We start from the raw sequence: 17,409 nt of genomic DNA on the forward strand, positions 1-17,409 counted from the left end.
TCAATTCATAGAACAATAAACAATTGACTATTTTATCAGCATTTCCAATAAAAAATTAACTCTTTTTGAGATGATTTTTATCTGTAAAATTGTTGTTATAATAGTTTGACTCCGATTAATCTGTAATTTGTGTAAATTATGAATAAAAAACTTTTACTTTGTGGCCTCATTGCTAGCGGTTTGCTTTTAACTGCGTGTGTCAAAAAAGAAACCCCGAAAGAAGATGAACAAGAAAAAGTAGAAACTCAGCAACAAACTGAGCAGCCTGCTAAATTTGAAAATCTGCAAGAAGTCGAACAACACCCTCAACAACCTGTAGATAATTCTATCCCTACACGTGTTGAAGTGGATCATGAAGAAACCAATAACACGACGACAACCATTCGCCGTGAATACCATGATTCAGCGTCTGAGCAACATGACGATGCTAAACCACGTGCAGAGCAAGTTTCTGCGCGTGAAGACGTGAAGCCTAAAGCTGAATCTGTAAAACCAAAAGCTGAGTCTACATTGCAAAATAATGGTGATAGCGCACAGTCTAGACCAGCAAAGCCTAAATCTGCTCAGTCAGAAGATGATGCTGTCGCTGCTGCGATTGCTGCTGCAACCCCTGCACTTAAAAACTAAGCCTATGCTTTCATCCAAATAAAAAAATGCCAGTTTTAGACTGGCATTTTTTTATTTAATGTAAAATATTTCCAAGCATCTAATAAAGTTTTAGAAAGTCAGATATTAATTTTGCAGACCACGATTCAGTTTTCCATCCCTCATAAAAACCACAATGACTGCCTTTTTTGGTCGTGACCACAATGACATTTTGCATCTGCTCAATGCTCTCTTTAAAAGGTTCAAAATTGCGGATATGACAAACTGGATCATCCTCAGCATTTAAAATCATGAGTGGAATTTTAATATTTTCAAACACATAAACTGGATTGGTTGCTTCAGTATAAGACTGATAATCTTGAAAGCCCGCCATTTCATAATAACGCTCTTGAAACTCAGTCAAAGTTTTACTGGATAATACCGCTTGCACTGAATCCACAGATTTCCATGTTTCTTGATACGGATAGACAAAGGCTTTAAAGAGTTGCTTGGTCATGACTTTGCTATAAAAAGGGTGCACATTTTTAAAACCCAACTCTGTGTCATAGCCCGGACAAAGTGCAAAAGCTGCTTTAAATGGGGTATTTTCACCTTGCTCGCCCAAATATCTGACCAACAAACCCGTACCCGCCGAACTGCCTACCGCGTATAAACTCGATAAAGGAAATTGAGTTTGAATAAAATTGATTTGTTCACGTAAGTCAGCGACTGAACCAAAAATTGACATTTGGGGTACTGGCATTGGCAGTCCTGCATGCCCACGTCTTACACATAATGCAATGCGCCAGCCCGTATATGCATGCAAATCTCGTACGATTTCACGCATACTTTGTGGTGTGCCTTTAATCGTATGCATAACAACAATGGTCGGGGTATCTTCTGGAAGATCATAACCATACCAACTAATCGCTGTAATACCGCCATCTTGCATTGTGATTTGATCAACATGATCATATTGCAGTTTTACACTGCGTTTTTTAATCAAATCAAAATACAATAAATGTGCATGGGTATTGCTGAGATAAGGCGTAGGGCGATATTTATCTTGTAAGAGCAACAATTGATTTTGAATATCCGCAAATGTGCCAGAACGATTAAAATATAGCTTTGGCTTTTCAGCACCAATAACCGAATCAAATACTTGTGAACTTAATGCTTTAATTTTATTTAAGGCTTTCATATTCATTAACATCTCCACACATTACTCACTCTTAAATGCCGCTCTAATGAAGCTGGCAACCTTTTCTCCCCATATTGCATAAATCTCTTTACTCGGATGAAAACCATCACGAGCCATAGGCAAATTGAGTGCCTGAAATGTTTTTATATCATATTGGATAAATCTAAATTGATCTTGAGTTGTAACCCAGTGTTCTAAATGGCGATTCATTTGCGCTGCATATTTTCCAAATAACCAAGTCAAAGGATTTGGCAATGCTGGAAAATGTTGCATAGGCGGTACACCTGAAACAATGATCAATTTCGGCTGGAATTTTTGTTGAATCTGTTCAAATAATTGCGTTTGCAATTTCATCCAAGACTGAGCCGAACTCAGTTTGGTTACATCATTGACCCCCATAGAGGTAATGACAACATCATAATTTCGAGCATCTAAACTTTTGACAGCGTGAAGCACTTGTTTCGTCGTATCACCAGATTTTGCTTGAAGTGTCCAATCGAGATGATATTGATCTTTCAACTCTGTAATAATCGCACCAGACAAAGCATCATCTTGAGAATCCACTCCCACACCTGCAGCAGATGAATCACCGAGGATCAAAAGTGAAAGCGCTTGCCCCTGACCTATTTGTCCTGTCCGCTCTCCAACAGGTTCGGCTAAACGAAGTGTGTTCTTTTTCACTTTATTGCCTTGCACGATCAGTACTGGAAGCAAAGCCAAAGTTGAGAGTTTTAAAAACATGAGTTGATCCTCTATAAAAGATCATGTGCATCTGAGAACTGAGTTAGGATATGGCTAAAATAAGATGGTTCTAATGAATATCCCTTTTAGCCATAACACTTAAGCAATAGAAAATATTAACCTGCATTAAACAGTTTAATTCTCTCACCCATTTGTGCAGCCAAAGCATTTAACCCACTCAATGGACGAATCATCACTTCAAAATCAACAATTTTACCTTCTTCATTAAAACGAATCATATCGATTCCTTTTAGTTGCTTTTCTGAAACATTGGCAGAAAATTCTAGAACAATGCTTTGTTGATCTTCAGTCGAAAACTGACGGTGATAGGTAAAATTTTCAAAAACCTGAATCACATTAGACAAAATAAATGTGACAACTGGCTTACCCTCATAGGCTTTAAACGCAACAGGCGAACGAAATACAACATCATCTGCCAATAAGTCATTTAAAATAGACATATCACGTGATTCAATCATATCATGCCATTTTTGAAGCGCTGCCTCAGTATTGCTATAGCTCATTTGAGTATCCTTTTAAAATATTTTTACTATGAACATTTATGTTCATCCTAAGAAAAGATCTGAATGGATTGTCAACAAAACTCATCAAACCTTTTCCTAAAATAAATACAACATTTCCTTAAACATGAGATTTACTTAAAGTACTGCTGCCAACTCTGCACCTTGACGTATCGCACGTTTGGCATCCAATTCACCTGCTTCTTTGGCACCACCGATCAAATGGACATTTTTTCCATCGGCTTTGAGCTGCTCATAAAAGGCAGTAAAAGATTCTTGCCCTGCACACACGACGACATGATCAACATCTAAAATAGAGCTTTGATCTGCCACAGTGATGTGTAGGCCTTGATCATCAATTTTGTCGTATGTCGCGCCTGCGATCATTTTGACGTCGCGATGTTTTAAGCCAGTACGGTGTATCCAGCCTGTAGTTTTTCCTAAACCCGCACCGACTGAACTTGCTTTACGTTGTAGTAGATAAATTTCACGTGTTGATGACTCTAGGCTTGGCTGTTTTAAACCACCGGCATGATCAAACTCAGTATCAATTCCCCATTCTGCATAGAATTTTTCTGGATTTAGACTACCACTTTCACCTTCATGAGAAAGGAACTCTGCTGTATCAAAACCAATACCACCAGCACCTATGATTGCAACTTTTTTACCTACTGTTTTACGATCACGCAACACGTCGATATAAGATAAAACTTTCGGATGATCAATCCCTTGAATGTCTAATTTACGTGGTGTTACCCCAGTTGCAATTACAATGTCATCATATTTTTGTAATGACAATTCTTGATAAGTTGCAGCATGATTGAGTTGTAGAGTGATATTGGGTTGTAAATCGATTTGACGTTTAAAATAGCGCAATGTTTCATAAAACTCTTCTTTTCCAGGAATGGTTTTTGCGATATTAAATTGACCGCCGATTTGATTTGAAGCTTCAAATATAGTCACTTGATGTCCACGTTCTGCTGCATAAGTCGCAAAACTTAAACCTGCAGGTCCAGCACCAATCACAGCGATATTTTTCTTTTGCGTTGCTTGCTTAAAGATCAATTCAGTTTCATAACATGCTTGAGGGTTGACCAAACAACTGGCGATTTGCATAGAAAAAATCTGATCTAGACAGGCTTGATTACAACCAATACAGGTATTGATCTCATCACTGCGTCCTTCGATTGCCTTTTGAACAAAATGTGCATCTGCAAGCATCGGTCTAGCCATAGATACGATATCAGCATCGCCTTTTGCAATGACATTGTCAGCCATTTCTGGCGTATTGATACGATTTGATGTGACCAAAGGTATATTGACCAAACCTTTGAGTTTTTTAGTCACCCAAGTAAAAGCAGCACGAGGAACTTTGGTCGCAATCGTCGGGATACGAGCTTCATGCCAGCCAATCCCTGTATTAATAATCGTTGCCCCTGCTTTTTCTATGGCTTTGGCAAGTTGTACGACTTCTTCAAAAGTAGAGCCCCCTTCAACCAAATCCAACATCGAAAGTCGATAGATGATAATGAAATTTTCACCTACTTCTTCACGGGTTCTTTTTACAATTTCAATCGGTAAACGAATACGATTTTCATAACTACCACCCCACTCATCGTCACGATGATTGGTACGCTGTGCGATAAACTCATTGATCAGATAACCTTCCGAGCCCATGATTTCCACACCATCATAGCCAGCATGCTGAGCAAGTTTCGCACAATTTGCAAAATCGCTAATGGTTTGCATGACTTCTGCAGAAGTTAAAGCATGCGGTTTGGTTGGATTGATTGGAGCTTGTATCGCCGAAGGTGCAACATTATTTGGCTGAAAAGAATAACGGCCTGTATGTAAAATTTGTAAAGCAATTTTGCCGCCTGCATCATGCACAGCTTGCGTTACAACTTTATGTTTTTCAGCTTCAGCAAGCGTATCGAGTTTCGCTCCCCCCATAAAAGTGAGACCGGCATCATTAGGAGAAATACCACCTGTTACGATCAGTCCAACACCCCCTTTGGCTCGTTCAGCATAAAAAGCAGCCATACGTTGATAGCCATTTTCAACTTCTTCAAGCCCAATATGCATTGAACCCATCAAAACGCGATTTTTTAATGTAGTAAATCCTAAATCTAAAGGTGCTAACAAATGTGGATAGTTAGACATACTTGCTCCTGAGCTCGCGACTGCTTGCTGTTATTTTTAAAGTTAGTGCAACTTGTTGCATAGTTTTATAATTCAATTTTGAAATTAATGCAACATGTTGCATAATAAATCATTCAAACAAAATTAAATGGAATCGAGATGTCTTTATCTCATGTACTTTTGACCAGCCTACTAGAAAAACCAAGTACAGGTTTCGATTTGGCTCGTCGTTTTGACCGTTCAATGGGATTTTTCTGGTCAGCGACACATCAACAAATTTATCGTGAATTGGCCGCCATGCTCAAAAAAGGCTGGGTTTCAACACTTGAAGACGCTGATTCATCAAGTCGAAAAAAAACCTATCAAGTTGAAGCCCTAGGACGACAGGAACTTGCCCAATGGATGAGCACGCAACAACCACCTTCTGATTTTCGCTCTGAATTGATGGTAAAAATGCGGGCGGAGGCACAATTGGGGGGCAATAAGATCATAGATGAATTGGAAAAACATCTTGAAATTCATCGTCAAAATCTCGCAACTTATCAAGAAATTTACTCAAAAGATTTTAATGAAAAAGATAACAATGATAGAACATTAATTATTCATAAAATGGTTTTACAATTGGGTATAGATTTGGAAATCGGCTGGATTAACTGGTTAGAAGCTGCGATTCCCCAATTTAAAAAATTTAAAGAATAAAAGGTAAAAAATTATGCCACGATATACGATGCCAGATGGTGAACAATTATTTGTTCGTGAAATAGGTCAAGGTGAACCTGTATTAGTGTTATCCGGTCTTGGCATGCAAAGCTGGCAATGGATCCCTTTTCTATTTCCAAATTTTAAAAAATATAAGTTCATTATCCCTGATTGGCGTGGTTTTGGTGGTTCACGTCGCTGTAAAATTCCTGAAAATATGGATGCCATACACAGCCACTGGAATGATGTAGAAAGTTTGATTGATCAATTAGAGCTCAATGATTTTATACTTATTGGGTATTCTATGGGTGCGACCACTTCCATGCATGGTATGCAATATTCAAATCTAAAAGATAAATTGAAAGCCTATTTGCATATTGATCAAACACCTAAAATCGCGACAGACGATACTTGGGACTATGGATTATTTGGATCAAAATATGAAAGATTCAAAGGATTATTAAATAAATTATCGACTTTTTTACATCAATATTCTGATTACAATTTAGTTGAAGATTTACCAGAAGATTCACGCGAAAAATTAGTTAATCTTTGGTTAGACTTTATTCGCTTACAAGGCAGCAATAAAATTACTCCGATTTTATTTAAATTGGCTTTAAAACAGCCTAAATTACAAAAACATATCCTGCCAATTTATCGCTTAGATTATCTTACGTGGTATATCGACAATTATCTAAATCACAACGAAGACTACCGCCAAGCCATTAGTGAGCTTGAATGTGCTACGACTTTTTTTATCGGTAAACAATCCAGCTTGTACCCATCTAAGGGGCAAAAAAAGATTGCTAAAAGTTTAAAAAATGCTGAAACCATTATATTTAAGCGATCTGGTCATACGCCATTATTGACTGAACCAGTTAAATTTAGCCGTGAAATTCAACATTTTTTAGAGAAAACCACACTCTTTGCAATTTGAAAAAATTCGTTAAAAAAATAAATGAGTTAACGAATAACTCATTTATTTTTAAAGCTATTGTAAATTGTTTGTACTGTGTTTAGTCCATACATTTACATTAGCTTTTCACATTAAAAATACTCAGCTAGAAGCCTGCACGGTCATATTTAATCGCTTCTAAATCATAGATTTGATAAATACAATCAAATAAAGCATGAATATCCTCGCTTTCATCCAGATTTCGTGTTGCCAAGAAAATTGGACTAAAGGCATCGGCATCTAGCAATGGGATATATTTTAAATGTGGAAATTGAATCGTTCTCGCACTATCTGGCACGACACAAATCCCTTCTCCTGCGGCAACCAAACCTAGTGCTAACTGTATTTCACGGACTTCTTTAGAGTATCGAGGCTCTAAACCATGCTCTGAAAATATACTTTGCATTTGCGTCGAAAAGTTAGGTTTTGATGTCGTCGGATAGAAGAACATGTTTTCTTCGGCGATCTCTGCCAAATATACGCCTTCTGTTTTATTGGAAAATGGATGACTACTATGCACTGCGACCATCAAAGGTTCTTCACGAAGTAAAACCCGCCGTACAGCAGCATCTGAAATTCGTAATCGTCCAAATCCTACATCTATACGCCCTTCTTTTAATGCTTGAATCTGATCTTTTGTACTCATTTCAATCAATTCAACTTTTAAATTGGGTTGTTGTTGACGAAATAAATAAGTAATACGGGGTAATAAACCGTATAAAAGTGAAGCAACAAAGCCCATCCGCATGACACGATCAGTTGTACCGACACGTTTTGTCATAGCTTTGATTTCTTCGGCATTCGACAAAAGTTTAACAGCGTGTTGATAAAAAAATTGTCCTGCTTGCGTTGTTTGCAGTGGTCGACTTCCGCGCTCAAATAATTGAATTCCTAGTTCATTTTCTAGATTTTGAATTTGGCGACTTAATGGTGGTTGTGCAATAAACAACTTTTCTGCCGCTTTGGTAAAGCTTTGCTCTTCCACGACGGCAACAAAGTATCTTAAATGTCTGAGTTCCATGACCACACCATACCTTAAAAGTATAAAAAAATGCTAATTTGATCTTAGACAGCGTCCAATCATTCTTTTAAGGTATAGGTAAGAGAAACGGAAATCAAGACTGCAAAGCATCAATATGTATAAATCAGTTGAAACTATACTCGTAGATATTCCTACGATTCGCCCGCACAAACTATCTGTTGCGACGATGCAAACGCAAACTGTTGTTCTGATTAAAGTGACAACAGAGGATGGCATCGTTGGTTGGGGCGAAGCAACCACGATCGGTGGTTTAAGTTATGGCGAAGAAAGCCCAGAAAGCGTAAAGACTAACATCGATACGTATTTCGCACCACTGCTCACTTCTGTTAAAAATCTAAACGTTGCACAAACGTTAAAATTGATTCGTAAAACGATCAATGGCAACCGTTTTGCAAAATGTGCAATTCAAACGGCTCTTCTTGATATTCAAGCGCAGCGTTTGGGTCTACCACTCAGTGAATTGCTAGGTGGTCGTCTACGCACAGGTGTCCCAGTTCTTTGGGTACTGGCTTCTGGTGATACAGAAAAAGATATCGCTGAAGCGAAAAAGATGATCGAGTTAAAACGCCACAACGTATTTAAACTCAAAATCGGTTCTAACCCTGTAGAAGCAGATGTTGAACATGTATTGGCGATCAAAAAAGCTTTAGGCAATGACATTTCAATTCGTGTTGATGTCAACCGTGCTTGGTCTGAACTTGAAGCGATTCGTGGCATTCAAATGTTGCAAGACGGTGGTATTGACCTGATTGAACAGCCTTGTGCCCTAGACAACATTGATGCAATGGAACGTCTTACACGAAAGTTTGATATCGCAATTATGGCTGATGAGTCATTATCCGGCCCTCAAAGTGCATACCAGCTCGCAAAACGTAGTGCTGCATCAGTTTTCGCAATCAAAATTGCGCAATCTGCTGGTCTACATGAAGCGTGTGAAGTTGCCAATATCGCAAAACTTGCAGGGATTGATTTGTATGGCGGTACGATGCTCGAAGGTCCTGTTGGAACGATCGCATCTGCACATGCATTCTCAACCTTTGAAAACCTAGCGTATGGCACTGAGTTGTTCGGACCATTATTGCTGACTCAAGAAATTTTAAAAACGCCTCTTCGTTACGAAAACTTTGAACTAGTACTCCCAACTGGAGCTGGTCTAGGGATCGAATTAGACGAAGATAAAATCGACAACTTACGCCGTAAATAAACAAGGAGCAAGTCATGCTTTTCCAAGTTCGCATGGACGTCAACATTCCACTGGATATGCCAGTAGAAACTGCTACCGAGATCAAAGCTCGTGAAAAAGCATATTCACAGGAATTACAGCGTCAAGGCAAATGGCGTCACATTTGGCGTATCACTGGTCAATATTCAAATATCAGTATTTTCGACGTAGAAAGTAATGAAGAATTGCACAACATTTTGCAAGGACTGCCACTTTATCCATATATGAATATGGAAGTAATGGCACTCAACCGTCACCCTTCTTCTGTTCGTGAAGATGACAGTTGATCATTAAGCAGTAAATTTTCTTTTTGTAATTGTAAATCGACAAATTGTCCAAAATGACTTTGGACATTTGAAACAAGGAAACGGGTGGGCGCGGGAGCTAGCAAACGCAAGCATAGTCCACCATGTACAAAACCTCTCATACTTAAGGAGCAATAGTATGAACCGTCAAGAAATCGATAAATTAGTAAAACAAATGAACGTGGACACCGCTACAGGTGAAGTAAATCCACGTATCCAACAAGTTGTAGTACGTTTACTTGGGGATTTATTTCAAGCAATCGAAGATCTAGATCTTTCTTCTACTGAAGTTTGGAAAGGTCTTGAGTATTTTGCTGATGCGGGTAAAGCAAATGAGCTTGGTCTGTTAGCTGCTGGTCTTGGCTTAGAGCATTATCTTGATCTTCGTGCTGATGAAGCTGACGCTAAAGCAGGTATCACTGGCGGTACTCCACGTACCATCGAAGGTCCATTATATGTAGCTGGCGCACCTGAATCAGTAGGTTTCGCTCGTATGGATGATGGTTCTGAATCTGACCACGTTGATACTTTATTCATCGAAGGTAAAGTAACAGATACTGATGGCAACATCATTCCAAACGCAAAAGTTGAAGTTTGGCATGCAAACAGCCTAGGCAACTACTCTTTCTTTGATAAATCACAATCTGATTTTAACCTTCGCCGCACGATTTTAAGCGATGAAAATGGTCAATATGTTGCTCAAACAACGATGCCTGTAGGTTATGGTTGCCCTCCTGAAGGCACAACTCAATTTGTTCTTAACTTATTGGGTCGTCACGGTAACCGTCCTTCTCACGTTCATTACTTCGTTTCAGCGCCTGGCTATCGTAAATTGACAACTCAGTTCAATATCGAAGGTGACAAATACCTTTGGGACGATTTTGCATTCGCAACTCGTGATGGCTTAGTTGCTACTGCTGTTGATGTTGCTGATGAAGCTGAAATTGCACGTCGTGGTGTAGATAAAGCATTCAAACACATCACATTCAATGTTGAGCTTGTTAAAGACAAAACTGCTGCGCCAACAAGCGAAGTAGACCGCCGTCGCGCTAGCGCATAATTGTAAAGTCAGTACATTTTAGGAACCAAGACTTAGTCACGTAAGTCTTGGGGACTTCCCCAAACATTGGAAACTCGGAGAACGGACATGCCTCGAATTCCTGTGATTAATACAAGCCATTTAGATCGTATTGACGAATTACTTGTAGATGATTATGAAACTGGTGAATTTAAACTTCATCGCTCAGTATTTACCGATCAAGCTTTATTTGATCTTGAAATGAAATATATCTTCGAGGGCAACTGGGTTTACCTTGCTCACGAAAGCCAAATTCCAAATAATAACGATTACTACACCACTTATATGGGTCGTCAGCCGATTGTCATTGCTCGTAACCGTAATGGTGAACTCAATGCAATGATCAATGCCTGTTCGCACCGCGGAGCACAGCTCTGTCGTTATAAACGTGGCAACAAAGCAACTTATACTTGCCCTTTCCATGGTTGGACATTTAACAACTCTGGAAAATTACTTAAAGTTAAAGATCCAGCAGATGCCGGATATTCGGACTGCTTCAATAAAGACGGTTCACATGACCTGAAAAAAGTTGCTCGATTTGAAAGCTACAAAGGCTTTTTATTTGGTAGCTTAAATCCAGACGTACCTTCACTTGAAGAATTTTTAGGTGAAACCACTAAAATTATCGACATGATCGTAGATCAGTCTGATCAAGGTTTAGAAGTGTTACGCGGTGCTTCAACTTATACATTTGAAGGCAACTGGAAACTTACTGCAGAAAATGGTGCAGATGGTTACCACGTTTCTCAAGTTCACTGGAACTATGCAGCAACAACTCAACAGCGTAAAGAAAAAGAAGCTGGTGACAATGTTCGCGCAATGAGTGCAGGTTCTTGGGGTAAACAAGGTGGTGGATCATACGGTTTTGAAAATGGTCATATGCTCCTTTGGACTCAATGGGGCAATCCAGAAGACCGTCCAAACTTCCCTAAAGCAGATGAATATACAGAAAAATATGGTGCAGCAATGTCTAAATGGATGATTGAGCGCTCACGTAATTTGTGTATTTATCCGAGCGTATATCTCATGGATCAATTTGGTTCACAAATCCGTGTAGTACGCCCTATTTCACCAAGCAAATCAGAAGTGACGATTTATTGCATCGCTCCTGTAGGTGAAGCACCTGAAGCACGTGCTCGTCGTATTCGCCAATACGAAGATTTCTTTAATGCTTCTGGTATGGCAACTCCTGATGATTTAGAAGAATTTCGTGCTTGCCAAGCGGGTTATGCTGGTATCGAACTCGAATGGAATGATATGTGCCGTGGTTCAAAACACTGGGTACAAGGTCCTGACGATGTTGCAAATGAAATCGGTTTAAAACCATTGATTAGCTGTATCAAAACAGAAGATGAAGGGCTTTATTTGGCTCAACATCAATACTGGTTAAAAGCAGTGAAAAAAGGCATCGCACAAGAGAAAGAACTTGCACAAGCTGTCGCTGAATCAGGAGAAACTGCATGAATGCTGTCGTACAAACTGACAAAATCAGCATCGAAAAAGTTAGCCAGTTTCTCTACCGCGAAGCACGTTTTTTAGATGATGAACAATGGGATGATTGGTTAGATTGTTATGCACCAAGCGCACCTTTTTGGATGCCTGCTTGGGATGATGATGATCGTTTGACTGAAGATCCACAAGCTGAAATCTCATTGATTTACTACCCTGACCGCCAAGGTCTGGAAGATCGTATTTTCCGTATTAAAACTGAACGCTCATCAGCAACTATGCCTGATACACGTACCAGTCACAATATTGCAAATATCGAAATCATTGAAATCAATGGTGACAAAGCAACTGTTCGTTTTAACTGGAGCACACTCAGCTTCCGTTATAAAACAACTTACAACTATTTTGGTATGTCACGCTATGAAATTGATTTTTCAGGTGATCAACCTAAAATTTTAAGTAAGTATGTAGTACTTAAAAACGATTATATCAACCAAGTTATTGATATTTATCACTTATAAACCCAAAAAAGGCAAACGCTTCAGCATAAGGAATATGTGCTGAAGCTCAAAATATAGTTTCAAATTTTTTAGTAGGACACAAAGCCATGTCAAACCACAATGTTGCACTTCAATTTGAAGATGGCGTTACTCGTTTTATATCAGTTACTGATGGTGAATCACTTTCAGATGCAGCATATCGCCAGAAAATCAATATTCCTCTTGATTGCCGCGATGGTGCATGTGGTACGTGTCGTGCTTTCTGCGAATCTGGTAGTTATGATATGCCAGAAGAAAATTATATTGAAGATGCCTTAACACCTGAAGAAGCTGAAGAAGGTTTTATTTTGGCTTGCCAATGTAAACCGACTTCTGATGCTGTATTTAAAATCGCAGCGTCATCAGATGTATGTAAAACTCAAATTCACAAATTTGAAGGTACGCTTTCTCGTGTAGAAAACTTATCTGATTCAACCATTACATTTGATATCCAGTTAGATGAAGGTCAACCTGATATTCATTTCCTTGCAGGACAATATGTCAATGTTGGAATCCCAGGTTTAGAAGAAACTCGCTCTTATTCATTTAGCTCAAAACCAGGCAATCGCTTGACTGGCTTTGTGGTTCGTAATGTTCCAAACGGCAAAATGAGTGATTTTTTAAGCAAAAACGCCAAAGCTGGCGACAAAATGACATTTACAGGTCCTTTTGGTAGCTTCTACTTACGTGATGTTACTCGCCCAGTTCTCATGCTTGCAGGTGGTACAGGAATTGCTCCATTCATGTCCATGCTGCAGGTATTAGAAGAAAAAGGTTCAGAACATCCTGTACGTTTAGTCTTTGGCGTGACCAATGATTTTGACTTGGTTGCACTTGAAAAACTTAACGAACTTCAAGACAAATTCCCGTGGTTTGAATACCGCACAGTTGTTGCACATGAAGACAGCCAACATCAACGTAAAGGCTATGTCACTGGTCATGTCGATAACGAATGGTTAAATGCAGGTGAAGTTGACATCTATCTTTGCGGACCAGTTCCAATGGTAGAAGCTGTACGTGGTTGGTTAGATAACGCTGGCGTGAAACCGAAAAACTTCTTATTTGAGAAATTCTCTGCTAACTAATTAGCTTAGATCAATCAAAAACTATCGCGACAAGGCAGGATGCCGATAAGTTGGACAGGGGCTACAAGGATGTAGTCCATCTGTCCAACAAGCGTTTTGTTTAATTTTACTTAAACAAAAGTAGGTCGAACCGAAGGTTAAACCTACATCAAAATATATCTTATTAAGACACCGTCTTGCTCATCGTTATTTAAGTTTATGTAGAGTTAAATTCCATAGACTTAAAATAACAGTATGGAGAACAAATGTCAGATCGCCAAAGATTTAAAGACAAAATCATCATCGTAACAGGTAGCGCCCAAGGAATCGGCCGTGGCGTTGCACTACAAGTCGCATCAGAAGGCGCACAAGTCATCCTCGCTGATCGCTCAGACTATGTAGAAGAAGTCCTTGCAGAAATTAAAGCAAACGGTGGCTCTGGCTACACGATAAATGCAGACCTAGAAACCTATGCAGGCGCACAAGCTGTCGTTGCAAAAGCCCTAGAATGCTATGGTCGAGTTGATGTTTTGATCAACAATGTCGGTGGCGCAATTTGGATGAAACCTTTTCAGGAATTTACTGAAGAAGAAATCATCAAAGAAGTTAACCGTTCACTCTTCCCTACACTTTGGTGTTGCCATGCAGTCCTACCTGAAATGATCAAAAATCAGAAAGGTACGATTGTAAATGTTTCGTCGATTGCAACTCGAGGGATCAATAGAATCCCATACTCCGCATCAAAAGGCGGCGTAAATGCACTGACTGTTTCATTGGCATTTGAACACGCCAAAGACAATATCCGCGTAAATGCCATTGCCACTGGTGGAACAGAAGCTCCTCCAAGAAAAGTGCAAAGAAATAACAACCCACTTTCTGAAAATGAAAAACAATGGATGCAAGATGTTGTTGATCAAACCATTGACAGTACATTCCTTGGACGATATGGAACCATCCAAGAACAAGTCAATGCGATTGCATTCTTGGCTTCAGATGAATCCTCATATATGACTGGAACTGTTGTTCCTGTTGGTGGCGGAGATCGAGGTTAATCCTCGATTTTTAGTCATTAAAGGTTTTATGTTACAACAGGTGACTTTGCAAGGAGGCAATAGATGGCAAACCTGATAAAAACATTAAAAGATGACTGGTCATTTTCAGCAACAGTGGCCGGTTTTTTGGCGGTTTTGATTTCATATTCAGGACCACTGATCATCTTTTTCCAAGCAGCACAAAAAGCTAATGTATCCAATGCCATGATGATCTCATGGATTTGGGGCATTTCAATCGGTGCTACTGTCGCAGGTATCTTCCTTTCGATCAAGTTTAAAGTGCCCGTGATCACCGCATGGTCTGCACCCGGTACGGCACTTTTGGTCACATTATTTCCGCATATTTCCCTTAATGAAGTTGTGGGCGCTTACATCACCTCTGCTATTGTTATTTTCTTAGTCGGCATTTCTGGATATTTTGATAAATTATTGAAATGGATTCCACATGATATTGCAGCGGGAATGATGGCTGGGATATTGGTGCAATTTGGTTTAGGACTCTTTAAAGCCACAGATACCATGCCAATGATCGTATTTGGCATGTTGTTGTGTTTTCTGATCGCAAAACGCTTTTCACCTCGCTACAGCATGGTTTGGGTGTTGGTATGCGGTGTTGCTCTAAGCCTGATTTTTGGAAAAATGAATCCGGTCAATGTTGATTTCAGTATAGCCATTCCACAGTTCATCATGCCTGAATGGACATGGAGTTCGACTTTAAACTTGGCAATTCCACTGATTTTAGTGAGTTTAACAGGTCAGTTTTTGCCGGGTATGGCTATTTTCAAATTGAGCGGTTATGACGTACCTGCCAAACCGATTATTAGTATTACCAGTATTGCGTCTTTAGCTGTTGCTTGTGTTGGCGGGATTACCATTGTTTTGGCTTCGATTACTGCTGCGCTTTGTACAGGCGAACATGCACATGAGCTTAAAGAGAAACGCTATATTGCGGGAATCGCGAACGGTGTGTTCTATATTTTAGGCGGAATCTTTGCAGGTAGTATTGTTATGCTATTTAGCATGCTACCAAAGGAACTGGTCGCAGCACTAGCAGGGCTTGCCCTACTCGGTGCGATTGCAACCAACATTACCGTGGCAATGAAAAGTGATGAACAGCGTGATTCAGCATTGATCACGTTTTTAGCAACTGCATCTGGTATGCATTTTCTAGGTTTAAGTTCTGTTTTCTGGGGAATTTGCATTGGGATCATTGCGCATTTAATTTTAACCAAGCGTAAAGCTCAAGCAATTCCATTACCACAATCCACTTCTAACGAAGCGTAAATGTGGTCGCTGTTTAATTAGGAAAGATTATGATTGATAAAAGTTCAGCTTCATTAACAGAAGTGCTTTCAAAAATTAAGGATGGTTCAACCATCATGATTGGCGGGTTTGGAACAGCAGGACAGCCTGCTGAACTGATTGATGGGTTGATTGAACTGGGCAAAAAAGATTTGGTCATTATCAACAACAACGCAGGCAATGGCGATTATGGATTGGCTAAACTGATTAAAGCTGGTGCTGTCCGTAAAATTATCTGTTCATTCCCACGTCAGTCTGATTCTTATATTTTTGATGAAGCTTATCGCGCTGGCGAAATTGAATTGGAATTGGTGCCACAAGGAAACCTTGCTTGCCGTATCCAAGCTGCAGGTATGGGTTTAGGTCCTATTTATACTCCAACTGGATTTGGAACTTTATTGGCGGAAGGCAAGGCAACGCTGAATTTTGAAGGTAAAGATTACGTTTTGGAAAATCCAATTCGCGCAGATTTTGCTTTGATTAAAGCAGAGCAAGGTGATCGTTGGGGCAACCTCGTTTATCGTAAAGCGGCACGAAACTTTGGACCAATTATGGCGATGGCTGCCGATTGCACCATTGCACAAGTGGCTGAAGTGGTTGAACTCGGTGCATTAGACCCAGAACACATCATCACTCCTGGTATTTTCGTTCAGCATGTTGTTGCTGTAAAACCTGCACAATAATTTGGATTGGGAGATTCATAATGAGCTATAACAAACTGACTCGCGATCAAATTGCAGAACGTGTTGCCCAAGATATTCCAGATGGTGCTTATGTCAATTTAGGTATTGGATTACCAACCAAAATTGCCAGCTATTTACCTTCAGACAAAGACGTATTTTTACACTCTGAAAATGGTTTATTGGCTTTTGGTCCACCACCAGAAAAAGGACAAGAAGATCCAGAATTGATCAATGCGGGTAAAGAATTTGTCACCATGCTTACCGGCGGTGCATTTTTCCATCACGGTGATTCATTTGCCATGATGCGTGGCGGACACCTTGATATAGCAGTGCTTGGTGCATTCCAAGTTGCTGAAAATGGTGACCTTGCGAACTGGCATACAGGTGCGCCTGATGCGATTCCTGCGGTTGGTGGTGCGATGGATTTGGCTGTAGGTGCTAAAAAAGTATTTATCACCACAGACCATGTCACTAAAAAAGGTGAACCTAAAATCGTAGCGGAATTGAGCTACCCCGTTACGGGTAAAAATTGCGTAGACCGCATTTATACAGATTTATGTGTGATTGATGTGACTGCTGATGGCTTAAAAGTGATTGAAAAAGTGGATGGTTTAAGCTTTGAAGAATTGCAAAGCTTAACAGGTGCAAAATTGACTGACGCTACAGTATAAGGGATCGTCCCTCCTTTTAGAAGATATCAAAGTCCCCCTTTTTTAAAGGGGGATTTAGGGGGATTAAAAACCCCTTTGATAAAGGGGGAAGTAAAGATGGATTTAGGGGGATTATCCCCCAAGCTCCCTTTAGAAAGGGAGGCTTTATGCAAAATGTA

Annotated in this window: 18 protein-coding genes; 13 read left to right on the forward strand and 5 right to left on the reverse strand. The window is 39.7% G+C overall.

Annotated features, from left to right (window positions below):
• Positions 1–135 precede the first annotated feature (135 nt).
• The gene (locus tag F960_RS13170; protein WP_154650763.1) at positions 136–627 is read left to right on the forward strand and encodes an internalin; all 492 of its coding nucleotides are present in this window, start codon (positions 136–138) and stop codon (positions 625–627) included.
• A gap of 79 nt (positions 628–706) precedes the next feature.
• Here the strand turns inward: F960_RS13170 and F960_RS13175 are convergent, their stop codons facing one another.
• From F960_RS13175 to F960_RS13190, 4 genes are all read right to left on the reverse strand, one after another.
• Positions 707–1,792 (reverse strand): YheT family hydrolase, encoded by a 1,086-nt coding sequence (locus F960_RS13175; protein WP_004865941.1) that lies wholly within the window; start codon positions 1,790–1,792, stop codon positions 707–709.
• Between the two features lie 15 nt (positions 1,793–1,807).
• Complete coding sequence (locus tag F960_RS13180) at positions 1,808–2,527, reverse strand: SGNH/GDSL hydrolase family protein (RefSeq protein ID WP_004865943.1); 720 nt, start codon at positions 2,525–2,527, stop codon at positions 1,808–1,810.
• A gap of 116 nt (positions 2,528–2,643) precedes the next feature.
• Complete coding sequence (locus F960_RS13185; protein ID WP_004865945.1) at positions 2,644–3,051, reverse strand: nuclear transport factor 2 family protein; 408 nt, start codon at positions 3,049–3,051, stop codon at positions 2,644–2,646.
• Positions 3,052–3,186: 135 nt separating this feature from the next.
• Positions 3,187–5,211, reverse strand: a complete 2,025-nt coding sequence (locus tag F960_RS13190) for an NADPH-dependent 2,4-dienoyl-CoA reductase (RefSeq protein ID WP_004865947.1) — start codon at positions 5,209–5,211, stop codon at positions 3,187–3,189.
• Between the two features lie 138 nt (positions 5,212–5,349).
• Here F960_RS13190 and F960_RS13195 point away from each other — a divergent pair, with 138 nt between their 5' ends.
• Together F960_RS13195 and F960_RS13200 are read left to right on the forward strand one after the other, a co-directional pair.
• The gene (locus F960_RS13195; RefSeq protein ID WP_004865949.1) at positions 5,350–5,889 is read left to right on the forward strand and encodes a PadR family transcriptional regulator; all 540 of its coding nucleotides are present in this window, start codon (positions 5,350–5,352) and stop codon (positions 5,887–5,889) included.
• Between the two features lie 13 nt (positions 5,890–5,902).
• Positions 5,903–6,826, forward strand: a complete 924-nt coding sequence (locus F960_RS13200; protein WP_004865951.1) for an alpha/beta fold hydrolase — start codon at positions 5,903–5,905, stop codon at positions 6,824–6,826.
• Positions 6,827–6,950: 124 nt separating this feature from the next.
• Here F960_RS13200 and F960_RS13205 read toward each other — a convergent pair whose 3' ends face one another.
• Positions 6,951–7,865, reverse strand: a complete 915-nt coding sequence (locus tag F960_RS13205; RefSeq protein WP_004865953.1) for a LysR family transcriptional regulator — start codon at positions 7,863–7,865, stop codon at positions 6,951–6,953.
• A gap of 115 nt (positions 7,866–7,980) precedes the next feature.
• On the opposite strand from F960_RS13205, the gene F960_RS13210 reads away from it, so the two are divergent.
• The 10 genes from F960_RS13210 to F960_RS13255 all read left to right on the forward strand — a co-directional run bounded on the left by F960_RS13210 (position 7,981) and on the right by F960_RS13255 (position 17,251).
• Positions 7,981–9,090, forward strand: a complete 1,110-nt coding sequence (locus F960_RS13210; RefSeq protein ID WP_004865955.1) for a muconate/chloromuconate family cycloisomerase — start codon at positions 7,981–7,983, stop codon at positions 9,088–9,090.
• A 14-nt stretch (positions 9,091–9,104) separates the two neighbouring features.
• On the forward strand, positions 9,105–9,395 hold the full coding sequence (gene catC / locus F960_RS13215; protein ID WP_004865956.1) for a muconolactone Delta-isomerase: 291 nt from the start codon (positions 9,105–9,107) through the stop codon (positions 9,393–9,395).
• A 157-nt stretch (positions 9,396–9,552) separates the two neighbouring features.
• Complete coding sequence (gene catA, locus F960_RS13220) at positions 9,553–10,473, forward strand: catechol 1,2-dioxygenase (protein WP_004865958.1); 921 nt, start codon at positions 9,553–9,555, stop codon at positions 10,471–10,473.
• Positions 10,474–10,560: 87 nt separating this feature from the next.
• The gene (gene benA / locus F960_RS13225; protein ID WP_004865960.1) at positions 10,561–11,955 is read left to right on the forward strand and encodes a benzoate 1,2-dioxygenase large subunit; all 1,395 of its coding nucleotides are present in this window, start codon (positions 10,561–10,563) and stop codon (positions 11,953–11,955) included.
• The gene (benB, locus tag F960_RS13230) at positions 11,952–12,461 is read left to right on the forward strand and encodes a benzoate 1,2-dioxygenase small subunit (RefSeq protein ID WP_004865961.1); all 510 of its coding nucleotides are present in this window, start codon (positions 11,952–11,954) and stop codon (positions 12,459–12,461) included. Before benA ends, benB begins: the two co-directional genes overlap by 4 nt.
• An 86-nt stretch (positions 12,462–12,547) precedes the next feature.
• Positions 12,548–13,564 (forward strand): benzoate 1,2-dioxygenase electron transfer component BenC, encoded by a 1,017-nt coding sequence (gene benC, locus F960_RS13235; protein WP_004865962.1) that lies wholly within the window; start codon positions 12,548–12,550, stop codon positions 13,562–13,564.
• A gap of 245 nt (positions 13,565–13,809) precedes the next feature.
• Positions 13,810–14,595 carry a benzoate diol dehydrogenase BenD gene (benD, locus tag F960_RS13240; protein ID WP_004865963.1) on the forward strand — a complete coding sequence of 262 codons (786 nt, stop codon included), beginning with the start codon at positions 13,810–13,812 and terminating at the stop codon, positions 14,593–14,595.
• Positions 14,596–14,658: 63 nt separating this feature from the next.
• On the forward strand, positions 14,659–15,879 hold the full coding sequence (gene benE, locus F960_RS13245; RefSeq protein ID WP_004865964.1) for a benzoate/H(+) symporter BenE: 1,221 nt from the start codon (positions 14,659–14,661) through the stop codon (positions 15,877–15,879).
• A 29-nt stretch (positions 15,880–15,908) separates the two neighbouring features.
• Entirely contained in the window at positions 15,909–16,580 is a 672-nt protein-coding gene (locus F960_RS13250; protein WP_004865965.1) for a 3-oxoacid CoA-transferase subunit A, read from the forward strand.
• A 20-nt stretch (positions 16,581–16,600) separates the two neighbouring features.
• A complete protein-coding gene (locus tag F960_RS13255; RefSeq protein ID WP_004865967.1) occupies positions 16,601–17,251 on the forward strand; it encodes a 3-oxoacid CoA-transferase subunit B in 651 nt (216 codons plus the stop codon).
• Positions 17,252–17,409 lie beyond the last annotated feature (158 nt).

It is taken from the genome of Acinetobacter gerneri DSM 14967 = CIP 107464 = MTCC 9824 (assembly GCF_000368565.1).
GTDB lineage: Bacteria > Pseudomonadota > Gammaproteobacteria > Pseudomonadales > Moraxellaceae > Acinetobacter > Acinetobacter gerneri.